The 16995-nt window shown below is 62.5% G+C and carries 16 protein-coding genes; 4 read left to right on the forward strand and 12 right to left on the reverse strand.

Going from position 1 to position 16995, the window contains the following annotated elements; translation table 11 throughout:
- Window position 1: 1 nt before the first annotated feature.
- Window positions 2–730: a hypothetical protein gene (locus FKB36_RS08510; protein WP_261597633.1), complete on the reverse strand. Its 729-nt coding sequence runs from the start codon at window positions 728–730 to the stop codon at window positions 2–4.
- 101 nt (window positions 731–831) lie between these two features.
- Between FKB36_RS08510 and FKB36_RS08515 the strand changes: the two genes are divergently transcribed.
- Window positions 832–1692 (forward strand): HFX_2341 family transcriptional regulator domain-containing protein, encoded by an 861-nt coding sequence (locus FKB36_RS08515; protein ID WP_261597634.1) that lies wholly within the window; start codon window positions 832–834, stop codon window positions 1690–1692.
- 155 nt (window positions 1693–1847) lie between these two features.
- Here the strand turns inward: FKB36_RS08515 and FKB36_RS08520 are convergent, their stop codons facing one another.
- The 10 genes from FKB36_RS08520 to FKB36_RS08565 form a co-directional block, all read right to left on the reverse strand.
- Window positions 1848–2357: a type II toxin-antitoxin system VapC family toxin gene (locus FKB36_RS08520; RefSeq protein ID WP_261597635.1), complete on the reverse strand. Its 510-nt coding sequence runs from the start codon at window positions 2355–2357 to the stop codon at window positions 1848–1850.
- Window positions 2357–2542: a hypothetical protein gene (locus FKB36_RS08525; protein ID WP_261597636.1), complete on the reverse strand. Its 186-nt coding sequence runs from the start codon at window positions 2540–2542 to the stop codon at window positions 2357–2359. The genes FKB36_RS08520 and FKB36_RS08525 overlap by 1 nt, the downstream gene beginning before the upstream one ends.
- A 160-nt stretch (window positions 2543–2702) precedes the next feature.
- Window positions 2703–2981, reverse strand: coding sequence for a hypothetical protein (locus tag FKB36_RS08530; RefSeq protein ID WP_261597637.1), 279 nt, complete (start codon window positions 2979–2981; stop codon window positions 2703–2705).
- A gap of 356 nt (window positions 2982–3337) precedes the next feature.
- Window positions 3338–3784, reverse strand: coding sequence for a hypothetical protein (locus FKB36_RS08535; protein ID WP_261597638.1), 447 nt, complete (start codon window positions 3782–3784; stop codon window positions 3338–3340).
- A 214-nt stretch (window positions 3785–3998) separates the two neighbouring features.
- Window positions 3999–5024, reverse strand: a complete 1026-nt coding sequence (locus FKB36_RS08540) for a Panacea domain-containing protein (protein ID WP_261597639.1) — start codon at window positions 5022–5024, stop codon at window positions 3999–4001.
- Window positions 5025–5342: 318 nt separating this feature from the next.
- Complete coding sequence (locus tag FKB36_RS08545) at window positions 5343–5804, reverse strand: OsmC family protein (RefSeq protein WP_261597640.1); 462 nt, start codon at window positions 5802–5804, stop codon at window positions 5343–5345.
- Between the two features lie 60 nt (window positions 5805–5864).
- Window positions 5865–7628 (reverse strand): sensor histidine kinase, encoded by a 1764-nt coding sequence (locus FKB36_RS08550; RefSeq protein WP_261597641.1) that lies wholly within the window; start codon window positions 7626–7628, stop codon window positions 5865–5867.
- Window positions 7625–8662, reverse strand: coding sequence for a uroporphyrinogen decarboxylase family protein (locus FKB36_RS08555; RefSeq protein WP_261597642.1), 1038 nt, complete (start codon window positions 8660–8662; stop codon window positions 7625–7627). Before FKB36_RS08555 ends, FKB36_RS08550 begins: the two co-directional genes overlap by 4 nt.
- A complete protein-coding gene (locus FKB36_RS08560) occupies window positions 8659–9333 on the reverse strand; it encodes a cobalamin B12-binding domain-containing protein (protein ID WP_261597643.1) in 675 nt (224 codons plus the stop codon). The genes FKB36_RS08555 and FKB36_RS08560 overlap by 4 nt, the downstream gene beginning before the upstream one ends.
- Window positions 9334–9469: 136 nt before the next feature.
- Window positions 9470–11731: a PAS domain S-box protein gene (locus FKB36_RS08565; RefSeq protein ID WP_261597644.1), complete on the reverse strand. Its 2262-nt coding sequence runs from the start codon at window positions 11729–11731 to the stop codon at window positions 9470–9472.
- A 293-nt stretch (window positions 11732–12024) separates the two neighbouring features.
- Here FKB36_RS08565 and FKB36_RS08570 point away from each other — a divergent pair, with 293 nt between their 5' ends.
- Entirely contained in the window at window positions 12025–13542 is a 1518-nt protein-coding gene (locus FKB36_RS08570; protein WP_261597645.1) for a TrkH family potassium uptake protein, read from the forward strand.
- A gap of 334 nt (window positions 13543–13876) precedes the next feature.
- On the opposite strand, the gene FKB36_RS08575 is transcribed toward FKB36_RS08570, so the two are convergent.
- Entirely contained in the window at window positions 13877–14185 is a 309-nt protein-coding gene (locus FKB36_RS08575; RefSeq protein WP_261597646.1) for a hypothetical protein, read from the reverse strand.
- A 391-nt stretch (window positions 14186–14576) separates the two neighbouring features.
- Here FKB36_RS08575 and FKB36_RS08580 point away from each other — a divergent pair, with 391 nt between their 5' ends.
- The gene (locus FKB36_RS08580; protein WP_261597647.1) at window positions 14577–15986 is read left to right on the forward strand and encodes a phosphoadenosine phosphosulfate reductase domain-containing protein; all 1410 of its coding nucleotides are present in this window, start codon (window positions 14577–14579) and stop codon (window positions 15984–15986) included.
- On the forward strand, window positions 15961–16569 hold the full coding sequence (hisH, locus tag FKB36_RS08585; protein WP_261597648.1) for an imidazole glycerol phosphate synthase subunit HisH: 609 nt from the start codon (window positions 15961–15963) through the stop codon (window positions 16567–16569). The genes FKB36_RS08580 and hisH overlap by 26 nt, the downstream gene beginning before the upstream one ends.
- The last annotated feature ends 426 nt before the right edge of the window (window positions 16570–16995 follow it).

The following is a 16995-nucleotide window of genomic DNA, read 5'->3' on the forward strand; positions in this document are numbered from 1 at the left end:
TTCACTCCCTCCTTATGTTCTGGATTTTCCCCGAGGCATAATTAAAGAATGCCATCTCCACATCGGCGTTCAGCCAGATCCCGCGCTCGCGAAGTCCTGCATTGATGAGCGCTTCCGGGTGCGGGCACGGTTGGCCTGTTGCATTGAGCTGCGCTGCTGCGTAGGTCAGGATGGCGGTCCATGTGCCGTATTCTTCCGGCCATCCCTGTTGGCCGGAGAGGATCGCCCAGCGCCCATCGACGGGTGTCGCGGTCAGGTCGAGGAGGTGTAGGTGGGCGGTGTCCCCCGCACCGAAGACCCGGACGATCCGGGTGTCGATCGCTCCAAAAAGTTCCGGCGCTGCGAACCGCAGGATCTTGCTGGTATAGGTGGGGCCAAACCCCCGTATCTGGCCGCCAAGTACATGGATGGCGTTCTCCGGGTTCCCCCGCACCCATCGGGCAACGTCTCCGTCCTCAAAGAGGGCGATCCGGATCGGAGCAGGCGCCTGGATCCGCTCGATGCCCGGCAGCCCGCCCCACCGCGCGATCGCTTTCAGGTGTTCCTCGGAGAGCGTTCCGGCTCTTGCAGCATCACCGATCTCACGCTCAAGCCGGCAGATGTCAGGGAATCCGTTCTGCCACCGGTCCCGCTTCCACGCATACGTGCGGTAGAGCTCCGGGAAGTTGCAGGTCTCGGTCAGGTTGTCGATACAGTCTTTTACCGATGGTTTGAGATTCCGGTCATTCATTTCTGGTTCCTCGTGCGAGCAGGGCTCCCCCGTCGCCCTGTCCCATTGTTGTATACGCACAGGGAAACAATTAAAAAATTCACGTGACTATTGTGAATATTGTGAAAGCTTCTGATCCGATCCGGCCTGCCAGAGCCGATGGCCTGAACGAGCGGGTTCACCTGATCCCGCTCGGCCACGAGATCGACCGGGCGGTAAAGCCGTTCAATACATACCGGGCCGAGCGTGCGTACGTCATCGTGGTTCCGGACAACGCCGACCTGGATAAGCAGATGCTGGAGAAGCAGCGGCACTATACGAAGAGAGTCTGTGAGGGGCTGCTGGCGGCGGGCGTCCGTCCCGAGGTCACCTACTGCAATATGTTCGATATCCTCGATGTGCTCCGGGTCGTCTCCTCCCTGATTGTGAGAGAGAAGCGGCAGGGGAACGACGTCCTCATCAATATGTCGGCCTGCGGCAGGATGACGTCGGTGGCCGTCACCATGGCGGCGATGGTGCATGGGGTAACGGCATACTATGTGCATGCGGACCGCTATGCAACGGGCGACGATGCTTCGCTCGAGGTGGACCATGGTCTGAGCATCGTGGAGACCGGGCGGGTCGAACCCCTGTACAACTTCTCCATCATGATGCCGGACGCCGAGTGCCAGTTGCTGCTGTGCGAGCTCTACCGGCGGGGGCAGGGGATGACCAGCGAGGACCTCTTCGACTTTTTTCACAAGAAAGGGCTTGAAGGGTATGACGAATTGCCGGTCAAAAAGAAAAACAGATCTGGGGAGTACAAATCGGGCTCGAAGAACCGGGAACTCCTCAACAGGACGAACCGAAAATACCTGCATAAACTGGAAGCCGCAGGCTACATCACGCGCATCTGGAGCGGCAGGCGTTTTTCTGTTCACATCACCGATGCAGGGAGGTATATTGCCTGTGTGAGCGGTCTGCTTGGGGGTGATGCTGAATAAACTGGAGATAGATGGATTGCGGCTCCCTCTGTATTTTGTGTGGCCCGTTGATGGAGGTGCCCGGCGGAGGGTGAAGAACGCGTTCCTCCTCGGCCGTCCCCTCTTGCCGGAGATGAGTCTCTCTTTTACGAGATGGGTGTGACCGGCGCGGGCGGTCAGGACATCGGTTCAGCAGAAGGACGCGCCAGGGTGAGAAAATCTACCCGGTCGAAATCCCGGTCATTCGTGGCGAAATAGTCGATGTGGTACTTGCGTGCAGACGCAGCATGGAGAGCATCAGAGAAGAGCAGTCCATACTGTTGCGAGATAAGGAGCGCATCGCCCGGAAGATTCGAGGTTTCAAGGACCCTGAGATTGTACTCTTCCAGTATCTCTCTGGCCATGACGTATGGAGTGTTCAGATCGAGTAAGATCTCAGGGTATTTCTTGATGTAAGCAATCGCTTCCCGTGGCGAGAGATGCTTCTCCGTAAATAACTCCGTAAGGAGGGCTTTGTGGAAGAATTCGTCCAGGACAGTGGCGTTGATATATCCCGTAATATCCCCTGCCTGTATCTTTTCAAGAAGCCTCTCACACGATAGAGAGAACCGCGTAGTGGTATAGGCGTAGAGGAGGATGTTGGTGTCAAGAAACACCGTTCCCTCTTCCAGATCAGCTATGTTCATCAGTACAGCTCTTCAAGGTCTTTCTCGGCCAGTTTCAGGATGTATTCTTCGGGAGCATGGAGTTTTGTCATCTTCTTCGGATGTTTCCTCAACCTGACTACCACTCGCTCTTCCCCGGGTTTCAGGGGTCGGTCGAGCTGGATTGTCGTGTCGTCGATCAGTCTTCCGTCGACTTCTACCGGCATTGTCCCCACTCCATGGATCACTATTGCCGCCGGGAAAATTAAAGGTTCTTCGCTCCTGTGTGCGGGGATTGATGCGGCCGGTACGGGTGATGGATGGATGCGTGGCGACCGTGGTGCAGCCCTGCGCCGGCTCCTCCATGCAGGGATATCGGCTCCTGTATCAGGCCGCCCCCTCCACAACCGCGATCTCCTCCTCCGTCAGCCCGTACAACTCATACACCAGCCGGTCAATCTGCCGGTCGGTTGCGTCGATCATCCCGGCGAGCACTTCCTTCTCGTGTGCGGCCTTCGCCTCCACGAGGCGCCTGTTCAGGTCGAGCATCTGCACCACGAGGGCGACGATCCGGTCGTGGCGGGCGACGTCGGCGGGGTCGATGGTGCGGGATGCAGAAGTAGGATCACTAGATGGGGGGACACGGGCCGCCGGAACGCGTTTCACGATGCGCTCAACTCACGCCCGGTCATGAAGGCGAAGGCACTTCAAGGTTCAAAAGGGTAGCGCCGAGAACTGTAACTCCTGCGGGCTCATCCCAGAATCCCCCGGGCCTTGACGCCAGGCGGATTAACTCAAGGAGTGAGCCTTGATAGCGTTCACATCGGGTAAAGATCTTTTTGAACGCTTCTATCCCTTCGGGAGCCTTCAATGACATACTACTAACCAGGGAGAGGGCTGCAGCGCACTTCCTTGGGCAATCCGCATTGATAGACGTTACCGAGAGAGGCGATGGTGATACGGCACTTCGGGGGAGGTCCTCCCCGGCGTCCCCCAGGCCGCCACCCCTCCCCCACAGATCCTCACACCGGCGGCTGCCCGCCCACCCGATCGCCCAGGTACCGGACATCATAAATACGGGTCTCCGAGAGAATCAGGTCCCGGTTAGCAACGATGTGGCGGTAGTCCCCGGTGTAGAGCACCATGCCGTCGATTGCTATGGCGACATGGTGGGCATCGAGGAGCACCTCACAGTCGTCGTAGTCCTCGATGACCGCGCTGAACCGGTCCCAGAGCTCGCGGTAGGGTTCCACTCGCCTGTGGAGCGCCAGCGCCTTCCGGTCTTCGAGAACACAGCGCCGCTGCCGGCAGAGCGCTTCATACTGCTCCTTCACCGCGAGAATCGTCTTCAGAGCCGCTTCAGGCTGCTTGCGACAGAGTTCGGCAACATGCCGGAGAAGCGGGACGGTTCGCCATTCACGCCCCTCGGCCTCGGCGAGGAGGGACTCCGCCGACCCGGCCCGCTTCAAGTGCGCAACCGCCCGCCGGAACTCGCGGACGAGACTCTGCTGGATGGTGTGGCACCTTCCCCCTGTTCCGTCGCCGAAACACTCGGCCCAGACCCCTGTGCTGGAGTGGTTCGGCTCCGGGTCATCAAAGACGTCCGCGGCCTCGGTGCCCCAGGTGTCGGCGACGTGAAAATAGTACCCGATGAGGACGTTGCTGTCGAGGAAATAGGGCAGGTTACCTCCTCCCTGCCGGAGACTCGCTGCACGCGAGATCGCGAGAGATGCGCATCGCCATATCGACGAGCGCCGAGACCTCGCCGTCGGAGTCCGGGGGATGCGAGGGCAGGTTATCGCGCAGGATCGCATCCCGCTCGGCGTTGAAGCGCCGTTCCGTGATATCGCAGAACTCCTGCACCTGCTCCACTCTCCACACAGCCGGGACCATATGCGTCGCGACGATGTGCGAGACGAAGCAGAGGGCATCGCAGGCCTCCTTCGCGAGATCGGGAGCGTGCGAGGGGTTGTGGAGAAGTATCGAGCGGTATGCATCGTCCCACGCCAGGTATGCGTCGTAGAAGACCTCAAGCGCGGGCAGGGGGTACGCCGCGATGAAACTGTCTAAAACCTCCTCGATGGCGGCGATCCGCTCCGCGTTCAGGGGATGGAGCACATTGCTAACCTCAGTCGAGAGCGGGAGGATGCTCGTGCAGAATGTGCGCTCGAAGCCGTCGGCGTGCAGGCCGGACTGTTCCAGATACATTCTCTCGCTGCGGTTCAACTGGAAGTACTCGAGAGGGATATCTTCTCCGTCTGAAAACTCCTTCCAGAGGCGGAAGTAGTGGGAAATCTCACTGATGAGATCCGTTTTCTTGAACTTCATCCACTGGAGCACCGACCACAGGAGAACTCGCTCGTAAGGTGTAAAGATCGTGAGATCTGCCTTGTTCTTGGGCCTGTATTCGTATGATTCGTAGGGGTTTATTCGGAAAGAACTGCCCGACACTCTCCTTCCCGTATGGGCATTTGCTGTTGGCGCCTTCACGTCGAAGTATGCGTTCGATTCGGACGTCAACTGGAACGCCGCAGCCTCGGCAGGCCCTTTCGGCATACGTATGTAGGTCGTCCCGCAGAGAGTTGTTCCTCGCTGGTTGTAGTAGATGAGGTCGACGAAGAAGATGAACTTCAGGAGTTTCGTCCGGCCGATGCGGCTGTCGTGCTCCACCGCATACAGCAACGCATTGATCAACCTCTGTTTCTGCATCCCTCTCACCTCGACCTTGAAGCTTTCGCTATAACCCGGGAAAACAAGTCTGTATACCTGCGTATTACGGGTACTAAAAGATAACCCTTTCTGAACACAGGAATACGAACGCGATTGACGACGGGCCGAAGGGTGTGACACTTCGGCGAGTTCGGGGCGCGGGTACCAGAGGTACATGTACAGATCGGGCAGGCCATCAAAGGCCAGGAATCCTTCCTCGATGCTTCCCGGACAGATCCGAGATCAAGTGAGTTTTGTCCCCCTTCGATGATGCACAAACTCCGTTCTGCAAAGAGGTGGCACAAAAACCGTACCGGCTCACCGCCGAACAACCCGACATTCAGCAGTCACTTCCCCGACCTCCGCAAACATCGCGGCGATCGGGCAGAACCGCTTTATCGTCTGATCGATAATCCCCGCGATCAGTTCGTCGTCCAGGTCGGCGCGAAGGGTGATCGTCAGGTGGACGCGGTCGAAGAGCGCTGGCATCGTCTCTCTCCGGGTCGCGTGGATCGCGATGGTCATCCCGTCGGGGACGACCCCGTGGTCCGAGAGAGCCAGAAGGATCTTGATGCCGACGCACCCCCCGAGCGAGGCGATGAGGTAGTCGATGGGATTGGGCGTCTGCCCACCCCCGCCCAGGTGGCGGTGCGCCTCCATCCGAATGCTCTCCCCGGACGGGAGGGCGGCGGAGAACCGCATCCCCCCGTCGTGCGACACCGTCATATCGACCGGCTTGAACTCCATCCGGGATCTATCCCAGGGGATCTCAGTCTCCATTATATCACTATTGGACCGTTTCCACTTATTCTGTTGGGACAGCGAGGAAGAGAACCGGCGTCACCCCACAAACCGGTACTCCCCCTCCGGGACGAAGATCTCGAACCGGGCGCCCTCTCCCTCGACGCCGGTCTCCCGGATGGCGATCCCGGTGATCGCAAGGATCTCCCGGGTCAGGAACAACCCGAGCCCCGTGTTCTTCCCGAACCCCTTGCGGAAGATCTTCTCCTTCTCCGCGGCCGGGATACCCACGCCATCGTCGGTGTAGATGATCGTAAGACCGCCCGGAGCCCCGGCGGCGGAGAAAGACATCCGTGATATGCCTCCACCGTGCCGGACCGAGTTCTCCATGAGATTGTAAAAGACCTTCCCGATCAGGGGATCGGCATAGACCCGGAGCCCCGCAACCCCGGCATCCACCGTGATCCCGTCAAGCGGGAGCTCTCCGGCCGCCTGCCGGATCAGCATACCTGCATCGTGCCACTCGGCCTCCTTCACGCCGATATCCTGGTAGAACCGGGTGAACTCGACCTGCCGCTGGATCGTTCTCGCGGCCTGCAACTCGTTCGCCACGTAGCGGACAAGAGTCGGGTCCGCGGGCAGGCGTCCCGCCTCAAGATCCATCTGCGTAATCTCCAGGTACCCGAGCAGCGCCGCGAGCTGGTTCAGGATGTCGTGCCGGGTGATGGACGAGAGGGTGTTGAGTTTCCTGTTGGCCTCGCGGAGCGCCTTCTCCGCCCGCATCCGTTCTGCGATCTCCACATCGCGCTCCGCCAGGAGTTCCCGGATCTTCCGGTACGTCCGGGCGTTATCGATGGCGAGCCCGCAGACCTCCGCCACGAACCGGCTGATGTCGAGGTAGTCATCGATCCGCTCCGGCACGGGGAGATCCTCGAGCAGGAGGAGCCCGGAACAGGTCGCCTCGTGCCGGATCTCGATCAGGAATCCGTCCTCCCCGTGCCGCCCGGGGGACCACCCCCTTTCCGTAAAGAACCGCTCCCGATGCTCCGGGATATCGTAGTAACCGGGCGGGCGGCTGACGATCCTGCCTGTCTTCCCCTCGTCGACGAGCACAAACGCGATCCGGGCAGGGCCGAAGAGGATAGTAAAGAGGTTGAGCATCTCCTCCACCACCGTCCCCTCGCTCTGGATCGCCGCAATCCTGCCGAGGATATCGATAGTCATCGCGTAGTCGGCGGATCTCCGGTTCACCACGGCCGAAGAGTCCCGGAAAACCTTTCTCTCGGCATCCAGGCGCCACTGGAGGTACTGGATCTCGATATACCGCCGGAGCGGCTCGATACCGACGAAAATTCGCTCCGTGGGTACCCCAAACTCCTCGCCGGCGGCTGCAAGGAGCCGGGGACTCTCCGGGTCGACGCCCGTATCGACGAGCACGATCTTCCTGACCGAACCGCACCGGATAGCCTCCGTCGCTTCCCCCACAAACCCGGGGGCTGCGGCATCTTCCTTCCACCGCGACAGCATACCCGGAACGAGCATGAGCGCCCTCTCCCGGACGCAGGCATCGAAGAGAGGTTCCGGCAGGAGGACTTCCCGCATGAGGTCGGGAACCAGCACGGCAGGGGCAGGGCCCGGCAGGGCCGGGGGTTCGATCCCGCACCCGAGGATGCAGATCCGATCGCAGGTCTCCCGCAGGTTCAGGAAAGGGACCTCAATATCGTCCCCCCACGGCACCCTTCTCCCGCAGCAGGCAAGGGAAAAGGTCTCCGCGACGACGTCCGGGAACTCTCCGGGAGCAGCGATCGCCGCAACCTCCCGGCCCAGGTTCTCGCAGCAGAGAACCCCGAACTTCTTCATCATTCTATCGGGTACTCCCCCCACTTCCGCACGGCGGCCGATATCGCCAGGAGAACGCTCTCGGGAACCTGCCAGGGGATCTCGCCGTGGTTGTCGGAGAGGATGAACCCCCCGCCCGGCCCGGCGGCGGCGATCGCCTTCTTCACCTCCGCCTCCGCCTGCGCAGGCGTCCACCGGCGCATCTCGATCGCGTTGAGGTTGCCGAGCACCGTGAGCCTGCCGGCACATTGCCGCTTCACGGCGGCGAGATCGTCGAAGGCGCTGACGCCGACGCCGATACTGCCGGTCCCGGCCAGGTCTTCGAGGACCGGGAGCACTCTCGCCGAGGCAAGGCTGGTTGCAACCCCGCCCCGTATCCGGGAGATGGTCCGTCCGGCCACGATATGCCCTGTCCGGAGGTAGAGGTCCCGGGGGATCATGTCCGGCGAGGCAAGCGGGTCGGCATACGAGATGGCGGCGGCGCCCGCATCGATCTGGGCGTTCGCCCATTCAACGCAGAACTCCTCGTTTTTCGCCATCAGCGTCCGGAAGAGATCCGGTTCTTCGTAGAGGAGTTCGATGTAGGCACCAAACCCCATCTGGAGGATCGGGAGCGAGAAGGGAGAGAGCACCGAGCCTACGATAGGCACGTCGTCGCCGACCTCCCGTTTCAGCAATTCGATCGTCTCAAGGCCGAAGAGGAGGGAGGGGCTCTCCTCGACGGCCGGTACCGCGATGCTCTCGATATCCTCGGGCCGCCGGATCGGCGGGCGGCCGGCGTTGGGCGGGCCGTCGTCACGGAAGATTACCTCTCCACCCCACGCCTCGATCTCGGAGGCCGAGTGACAGAAGGGAGTGACGCAGTCGCCGCCGAACTTCGCGAGGAGACGCGTCTGGCCCCGGGCGACGTATTCCGGCTTTGAGAAATACTCCTTGATAGAGAGCCCGAGTTCCTTCGCCCCGTAGATGGTGAAGAGCAGGAAGAGCGGGACGCGATCGGGCTCTTCAAACCCCATCGTCACGGCCGTCCTCTCCGCCGGCGTCATCTCACGCGTCATATGGCCCCCGTCATCGCCCGCACGATTGCAAGGGTATCCGATGCCGTATACCCTACAGCATCAGCCCCGGTTTCCTGCCCGAGGCGGGGGTCGAACCTGAACGGCGCTCCCCCGACGATCACCCGGATCTCCGGCATCGCCTCTCTGATGCGGGCGACCGCCTCCTTCACCCTGAGCGCCGCGGGGAGCATAAGCGTGGATACGAGCAGGATCTCAACGCGGTCCCGGATCGCCCTCTCCACGAGCCCGTCGACCGTCACCCCCGAACCGTAATCGATCACCTCGTAGCCGCCCGACCGGAGCACGGCAAGGAGGATCTGTTTGCCCAGGGTATGGTGGTCTTCGAGGACCGAGACCGCGATCCGGGGTTGAGAGATCCGTTCGGGGCTGCCCGGCGGGAGCATCGTGCTGACGATCTCCTCGCAGACCCGCCCGCTCATGTAGACCTGCGAAAGGGCGGCCTGCCCCTGCTCCCAGTCCCTCCCGATCTCCTCAAGAACAGGGACAACCAGGGTTTCGATGCAGGATATGGGGGAACTTGCAGCAGAGGCGTCTCGGAGGATCCTCCCTGCCCGTATCCGGTCGACGCCCAGCAATGCGTCTTTCAAGTCGCTCGCCGGGGTCTCCGGGGGCGGAACACTCTCCGGCGAATCCTGGATATCCGATCCCATGATGATTGATGCTCCGCAGAACGGATAAACTGATCGTAAGGAAAACACCAAGAATATGGGATATATCCGATAACCCGTGAAAGATCAGCCGTCTTACGGCAGAATGAGACGGACCGGCGGCACGCGCCTCCATCCCTTACGCCAGTTCGTGCCGCCGCAGGAACTCCCTGACCTGTCTTGACTCGACCCAGCCCCGGTCCAGCTGCAGGATATAACTGTTGATCCGGTCGACCTGCTCCCGGATCCTCCCCGTAGCCGCTCCATCGTCGATCAGCTCGGTCATGCCGAGGATCACCTGGAGCGGCTGGCGGATATGGTCGCCGAGGACCGCGAACTGCTCGATGTTCCGCTCGATCTGCTCGAACGCCTGCTGCCGGAGATGCTCGTTCTGTTTCCGGTCGGTGATGTCCCTGCCGACGACGTGAACACCGATCACCGACCGGTCGCGAACGATCGGCGACTCGTTCAGTTCGAGGCAGGTCACCGACCCGTCTTTGCGGCGGAACTCGATCTCGAGCCCTTCGACCGGCTCGCCACAGGAGATCTTCGCTCGCCCCTCCTCCCATGCCGGGAGCGACGAGGGGACGACGAAGTCCCGGCACCTCCTGCCGATGATCTCATCGGGAGCGTAGCCGAGGACGCGGGTCACCGCCGGGGAGATGTAGGCGATCCCGCCCTCGTGGTAGCAGGTGTAGATCATATCGAAACTCTGCTGCATGATCTCCCGGAACTGTGACTCGCTCTTCTCGAGGGAGTCCCACGCCTGGAACCGCTCCATCATGCTTCCGAGCCGCCTGGCGACGGTATCGAGCAGCGCCCGCTCTTCGGCAAGGAACGGCCCTTCGTCCCTCTCCGGCCTCTCGTGGAGGTAACAGATCTCCACCATCCCGACCGTCTCCCCGAGGACGACGATAGGTGATGCCTGCCGCCAGGGCGTCTCCGCGAAGCGTTCCGTTGCAAACCGACACCCGTGCACCGTGATCCTCGCAACGGTATCCTCCGGATACTGCCAGCCGGTGGAGAGAACCCGGGCGACTTCAAGGAAGACCTCATCGAGTGAGGTCTCCGATCGCCGTTCGATGATCCGGGATATCTCATACAGGATCGAGAGTTCCTTCACCCGCTCGTTCAGGTCGTGCGTCCGCTTCCGCAGGGCGTCCTCCCCCCGCTTCTTCCCGGTGACGTCCCGCGCAATCGCCGCAACCCGGATGACGTTGCCCCGCTCGTCGGCGGCCGGGTAGAGGACGATGTCATACAGCCGCCCCTTCCATGCATCCTCGAACCGTGCCGGTCGGCCCGACGCGACGGCCTCCTTGAGGTGTGCCGCGTACGCCGCCGCCTCATCCGCCGGGAAGAGCTGGAACAAGCTCCGGCCGAGGAGATCCTCCCGGCTGCGCGCAAATCGCTGTGTCGTCGTCTCGTTGATCTCGATGAGCCGGCCTTCCCTGTCGAGGAGAGCGATGATCTCGCTCGGGGCGTTCAGGAGCGCCCGGGCCGTCGCCTCGCTCTCCCGGAGTTCGTCCTCGGCACGCCTCCGGTCGGTGACGTCGTAGAGCTGCTCGACGATGAACGCCACCTCGCCCTTCTCGTCGAGGATCGGGCTTGAGCGGCACTCCAGGTACCGCCCGAGTTCGGGCACGAACTTCTCCACGACCTCCCGCTTCTTGCTCGCGACCGCAAGCTCCGTCGCGCAGACCGAGCAGGGCCCCGTCCTCCCGATGAGGTCGTAGCACTTCCGCCCCTCCACCTCCTCCGGCGTCATCCCGAGCATCTCGTAGCCGGCGCGGTTGTAGCGCAGGATCGTCCTGTCCGGCAGCTGGACGCCGACGATGTCGCCGAGGTTCTCAAAGAGCCCCTCGAGCAGGGTGTTCGCATCCGCGAGGCGGCGACGGGTTTGCTCCGCGTCGGTGACGTCCTGCCAGGTTACGACGGCGCCGGAGACGGCGCCATTCATGACGACCGGCGAAGCGGATACGACGACGTGGAGTTCCTCGCCGTCCGGGTCGTGGACGGCGTACCGGCAGGAGGAGAGCCGCTCTCCCCTGAGCGCCCGGCGCCCCGGGAGGTCGTCGGGGGGAACCGGTTCGCCGCCGGAGTCCCTGAGCGATACGCCGTTCCTCCCGAGTAGCGCCCGGGCTATCCGGTCCTCCTCGCCCGGGCCTGCCGTGATCACCCCGCCGCCGGCATCGTAAACGATCCCCTGCCTGCCGGCGGCGGCAAGAATCGCATCGCGTTCCAGTTCTGCGCGAGCGGCACGGGCGCTAAGGCCACGGTTTTCATCGAGCAGGGCCTCGATGCCCGCCGCCAGCCTCTCCCGCGACCGGCGGTCAAGGGCTGAAGCGGCGTCCTCCAGAATCTCAAGAAGGTCGGCCGGTGATCCGTCTTGTGGGTTCTCCATAGTTCACCAAACAGTTCCGGTAGCCGGATATGCTCCCGGTCTCCGCGATCGTCCGGCAGGTGTATCGCCCCATCGGATTCTCCGGCGGACGGCGTTTCCCGCGAGGTCGACGAGCACGGCGCGGGCACGAACCGTCATCTGCCGGGACAAACAGTTCTGGCATTAGTATAATTTTGATAGGATAAAAACGATCGGCACCCGGGACTGGTGATGCACAGGTGACCAAAATCTAGATAACCGATACGCGTATCTCCGTAGTGCGGCCGGAGATCCCGTCGAACCGCATCGGGTGCATGGTGGCCCAAAAAAAAGATCGCCTCGTTCCGGACCTCCCCGGCAGAAAGATGCTGCCGACGGCAACCAGTCAGTTCGCGGTCATCGCTCCCGACCTCGGGCTCATCTTCCTCTTCATAGCGCTGGTATCCTGCACCCCGTTCCTGGTCGGTCTCTGGTACGGCGAGGCCGGGTACCTCCTCCCGATGGCCTCGGCGCCGGCGGGGTTCGGCATCCTCGGTTTCTGGCTTGCCGGCATCCCGAAGGCGGAGGGAGAGGCCCGCCTCTCCGTTGCACTCTCTGCAGTCGCTCTGATCTGGCTCATTGCCGCCCTGATCGGCGCGCTGCCCTACACGTTCGGCCTCGACCTCCCCTATACCGACAGCGTCTTCGAAGCGATGTCGGGCTGGACGGGCACGGGGTTCTCCCTTCTCCCATCGGTCGACGCCGCGCCGAAGACGATCCTCTTCTGGCGATCGCTGACCCAGTGGATGGGCGGCCTCGGGATCGTCGCGTTCACCATCGCTCTCGCAGGCAGGTCGGGTGTGACCCGGTTCCGGCTCTACCGCTCGGAAGGGCGGTCTGAGGCGCTCATGCCGGGCGTCGTGACCACGGCCATCGAGATGTGGCGGATATACCTGGTGCTCACGGCCCTCGGCATCGGGCTCGTCCTCCTCTCGGGCATACCCCTCTGGGACGCCGTGAACATCGTCATGACAGCGATATCGACCGGCGGGTTCTCGGTGCATACGGCCGGTATCCTCTACTACGAGAGTCCGCTGCTCGAGATGCTCGTCGTCCCGGTCATGATCGCCGGAGCGCTGCCGTTCAAACTCTACTTCCTCCTCTACTACAAAAAGACGTTCGGGTTCTTCACCGACCGGCAGGCACTCCTCCTCTTCGCACTCATCCTTGCCGGGTGCGCCGCCGTCACCTTCGACCTCGCGACCATCTCCTTCCTCGCCCTCCCCGAGGCGCTCCGGCAGGGTATCTTCATGACGGTAAGCGGCATCACCTGTACCGGGTTCCAGAACGCGGACCCCCGGAGTTGGTACGGCTCGACGGTGCTGGTCCTTGCCGCGCTAATGTTCATCGGCGGGTCGGCGGGGAGTACCGCCGGCGGCATCAAACTCGGCAGGGTCATCCTCGGCCTCAATGTGCTCGTATGGTGGTTCCGGCGGCTTCACGCCGGCGGGCGGGCGATCACGGCGCTCCGGCACGACGGGCGGTCGATCCTCGCGCACCTCCCGGAGTACGAGGTCTCGAAGAGCATGCTGGTCGTCCTGCTCTTCGCTCTGATGGTCGCGGTCGCCACCCTCCTCCTGCTCCATCTCGCGCCGCAGGGAGGGTTCGACTCCGCCGACATCATCTTCGAGGTCGTCTCCGCCGCATCCAGCGTCGGGATCACCACCGGGTTTGTGAACCCCGGCATGAGCCCGGCGGCGAAGTGGCTCTTCATCCTGGTTATGTGGGCAGGACGGCTCGAGATCGTGCCGGTCATCGTCCTGATCGAGGGGGCGGCGCGGCGATTCCGGTAAAGACGCCCGGTCGTCGGGAATACGACGTGGGGGAGAAAGGGTATATCAGACCGGAGATCCGGCCGGAAAAAGAGAGTGTGAAGGTTGGAGGCTCAGTTCTTCTTAGCCTTGTCCTGAACCTTCTCCGCCTTCTTCTCCTGCTTCTTGCCCTGGGGCTTCATGTCCTTTGCCATAAATGACACACCTCCCTCCCGAGGTGGGATAATTCTGATGTTAGCCGGGCTAGATATAAATTTTACGGACAGTCCGCCACCATAAGCAGAATCAGGCCAAAATAAGAAAGGTTTTCCCGGTATCCGGCCCGCTACGGAAGAGGAGGGCGCACCGGAGCGCCCTATGCCCTGCGTCCGGCACTGGAGATCATGTAGAGTACGACGAGAGCGAGCGCCCCCAGCACCTGGACGCCTATCACAAGAGGCACGGCCGGGATCGTGAAACTTCCGGGTATCGGGCCGGTATCGGCCGGCGTCCCTACAGGTGCCGAGCCAGGCTCGGCGAGCCAGGCGCAGAAGAGTGCTGCACCGACCGCAAGCATGACGACCGCCATAAGTATGAAGATGAACAGCCCGAGTATCTCGGTCGTTCGTAGCGGTCTTCCTGCAACCCGCATCGGCGCCATCTTTGCACCCCTGCTCTCATGCATCGTCTTCACCCCGCATCCCCCGTCCGGCGGTTCCGGACGGGGGCATACGCTCGATCATCATGACGGGAGATCCTGGTACGTTCGAGTTCTCCCTATCTATCGGCGTAGAATTGCTGAAGCGGCGGCTGACAGCCGGCGAGCATAATTCTACATGATTGACCATGATAATACTATGACGCAGGGGTTGTATTTAATGGTTATCCCCCTCTCCACTGCGTCCAGAGAGCCCGGTCCCCGCAAATCGAGATGCTCGGCCCGGATCCCGACCGCCGGTGCGGCGAGCCGGATCGCCGGCCCTCTCGCGGGGCAAAACCGCCGCCGGAGAGAGCACGGCGGGAACGGTGTGGAATACACCAAGCCTTTTATTCGCTTCACCCCAACGGATATGCGAATGCCCCGTATCTATCTCGGTAAGATCCTGCTTTGCTGGTGCGACGCATGCCATACTCCTGTGCTCTCCGGGGTCTGCGCCTGCGGCGCCCCCACCCGTCCGGTGGCCGTCACGCCGCCGGGAGACGCCCGGCCCGCGTTCCCCGACGACATCGAGCGGATCAACCGCATATTCAGCGAACATTTCGGAGCACCGCTGATACCGGAGGGCCATATAGCACTCCTGAACAAGGTTCCCGCTGAGGACCGCATGGATGAGATCGTCCTCGGCGGGGCGGTCGTGGGCGCGGTCCGCTACATCCCCGACGAGCGCCGCTACGAACCCCTGCCGCGCCCGGCCGCCGCGAATTACATGCGGCCGACGAAGCGCTACGTGGTCATCGACGACGGCGCGATCCCGTCCATCCGTGACTCCGGGGCAAGCGTTCTCGCACCGGGCCTCGTCTCGATCGACCCTGCCGTCCGCGAGGGCGACGAGGTCTTCATCCTGACGAAGGCCGGCGAGTGCATCGGCGTCGGGAGATCAAGAGTCGACGCCGAAGCCGCCGGGACGATGGAGCGGGGGGTCATCGTCAGGACGAGGAAGAACGTCGCCTCGGTCTGCGTGCCGGGCGAGGCGACGTGGGACGACGCCGTGAGAGCAAACGAACCGGCTCTCGCGGAGTACGAGGCAAGGAGCGTCCGGTTCGTCCGCGAGGTCGCGGAGCAGAACCCGGAGAGGCCGACGGTCTCCTACTCCGGCGGCAAGGACAGCCTCGCGACCCTGCTCGTCGTCTTAAAAGCGCTCGGCCCGGTGCCGCTCCTCTTCGCGGACACGGGGCTCGAGTTCCCCGAGACCTGCGAGAACGTGGACGCGGTGGCGGAACGCTATGGCCTTCCGGTTCTCCGGGTCTGCGACGAGGAGACGTTCTGGAAGAAATTCGAGGAGAGCGGCCCGCCGGCCGTGGACCACCGCTGGTGCTGTAAGGTCTGCAAACTCCACCCCATCGGCCGCCTGATCAGCGAAAACTGGGGAGAGTGCCTCTCGTTCATCGGGCAGCGGAAGTACGAGTCGGTGAAGCGGATGCAGAGCAGGCGGGTCTGGCGGAACGGCAACGTCCCGCAACAGCTCTCGGCGGCCCCGATCCAGCAGTGGACGGCGATGCACGTCTGGCTCTACATCTTCCGCGAGAAGGCGCCCTACAACACCCTCTACGAGCGGGGGCTCGACCGCATCGGGTGTTTCATGTGCCCCTCAAGCGATCTTGCGACGTTTGCAATCATCGAGGAGTCCCACCCCGAACTCCTGGAGATCTGGAGAGAGAGACTTACCGGGTGGCAGGAGAAGCAGGGCCTCCCGGGGGACTGGATCGAGCGCGGGCTCTGGCGGAAACGGGGAGATGCCGATGAAGAAGAGGATAGTTATAATTGATTACGGTCTCGGCAACCTGCACAGCGTCTTCCGGGGCCTCGAGCGGGCGGGGGCGGCGCCGACGATCACGGCCGACCCGGAGGCGATAGCGGCCGCCGACGGCATCGTCCTCCCCGGCGTCGGGGCGTTCCGGGAGGGGATGGAGATGCTCGGCGGACTCGCACAGACCGTCCTCTCTGCCGCGAACGAGAGACCGCTCCTCGGGATCTGCCTCGGGATGCAGATGCTGATGGACTCAAGCGAAGAGCACGGCGTCCACCGGGGGCTCGGCCTTGTTGCGGGCGACGTGAAACGGTTTGTGCCTGCCGCCGGGGAGAAGGTCCCCCACATGGGCTGGAACACCATCCACGTCGACCCGGCGACCCCGCTCTTTGACGGGCTCCGCGAGGAGGAGTACGTCTACTTCGTCCACTCCTACTATGCGGCGGCCGCACCGGACTACACCATCGCGAGCACCACCTACATCCACCCCTTCTCCTCGGCGGTCAAGAGCGGGCTCACCTACGGCGTCCAGTTCCACCCGGAGAAGAGCGGTGCGGTGGGGCTGAAGATCCTTGAGAATTTTATTGAACGGATCTGCTGAGCCGAGACCTCCTGAACGCGACCGGCCGAAGGCCTTCGCGCCGGGAGCGTGAGAAGAACAAAATTCTTCGAGCGAGGGGAGCCTGGCTCCCGGTTACTTAGCCCTTTGGGGCGGTGCGTTTTTTGAGGGAGTGGTGCAGCAGAGACTGGCATCGCACGTGATAGTGATTGAGTATCGGCTCGGATAGATCAACAGAACTCACACCGAGGGCACTCATGTGTGCGCTTTGGGTACGCCCCGGACACGGATTCCGAGGGAATATCCCCATTGGGGGAGGGGCTGACGGGGAGGGGAGTATCCCCCCTCCCCTGTCTCTACCCTCTACCTGTAAACGTACAAACCCCACCCCGCCCGGCCTCCGGCCTCCTAGTGCGTGGCGATAGGCGATGTCCTATGGGACGTCGCTGGAGAAGACGATAGTCTTGG

This window comes from Methanoculleus formosensis, assembly GCF_025384765.1.
Taxonomy (GTDB): domain Archaea; phylum Halobacteriota; class Methanomicrobia; order Methanomicrobiales; family Methanoculleaceae; genus Methanoculleus; species Methanoculleus formosensis.

What these genes read in the sequence shown, in the direction of transcription:
- FKB36_RS08510 (WP_261597633.1), bottom strand. Translation starts at nt 730, where the DNA reads ATGAATGACCGGAATCTCAAACCATCGGTAAAAGACTGTATCGACAAC.
- FKB36_RS08520 (WP_261597635.1), bottom strand. Translation starts at nt 2,357, where the DNA reads ATGAACATAGCTGATCTGGAAGAGGGAACGGTGTTTCTTGACACCAAC.
- FKB36_RS08525 (WP_261597636.1), bottom strand. Translation starts at nt 2,542, where the DNA reads ATGCCGGTAGAAGTCGACGGAAGACTGATCGACGACACGACAATCCAG.
- FKB36_RS08540 (WP_261597639.1), bottom strand. Translation starts at nt 5,024, where the DNA reads ATGCAGAAACAGAGGTTGATCAATGCGTTGCTGTATGCGGTGGAGCAC.
- FKB36_RS08545 (WP_261597640.1), bottom strand. Translation starts at nt 5,804, where the DNA reads ATGGAGACTGAGATCCCCTGGGATAGATCCCGGATGGAGTTCAAGCCG.
- FKB36_RS08550 (WP_261597641.1), bottom strand. Translation starts at nt 7,628, where the DNA reads ATGATGAAGAAGTTCGGGGTTCTCTGCTGCGAGAACCTGGGCCGGGAG.
- FKB36_RS08555 (WP_261597642.1), bottom strand. Translation starts at nt 8,662, where the DNA reads ATGACGCGTGAGATGACGCCGGCGGAGAGGACGGCCGTGACGATGGGG.
- FKB36_RS08560 (WP_261597643.1), bottom strand. Translation starts at nt 9,333, where the DNA reads ATGGGATCGGATATCCAGGATTCGCCGGAGAGTGTTCCGCCCCCGGAG.
- FKB36_RS08565 (WP_261597644.1), bottom strand. Translation starts at nt 11,731, where the DNA reads ATGGAGAACCCACAAGACGGATCACCGGCCGACCTTCTTGAGATTCTG.
- FKB36_RS08570 (WP_261597645.1), top strand. Translation starts at nt 12,025, where the DNA reads ATGGTGGCCCAAAAAAAAGATCGCCTCGTTCCGGACCTCCCCGGCAGA.
- FKB36_RS08575 (WP_261597646.1), bottom strand. Translation starts at nt 14,185, where the DNA reads ATGCATGAGAGCAGGGGTGCAAAGATGGCGCCGATGCGGGTTGCAGGA.
- FKB36_RS08580 (WP_261597647.1), top strand. Translation starts at nt 14,577, where the DNA reads ATGCCCCGTATCTATCTCGGTAAGATCCTGCTTTGCTGGTGCGACGCA.
- hisH (WP_261597648.1), top strand. Translation starts at nt 15,961, where the DNA reads ATGAAGAAGAGGATAGTTATAATTGATTACGGTCTCGGCAACCTGCAC.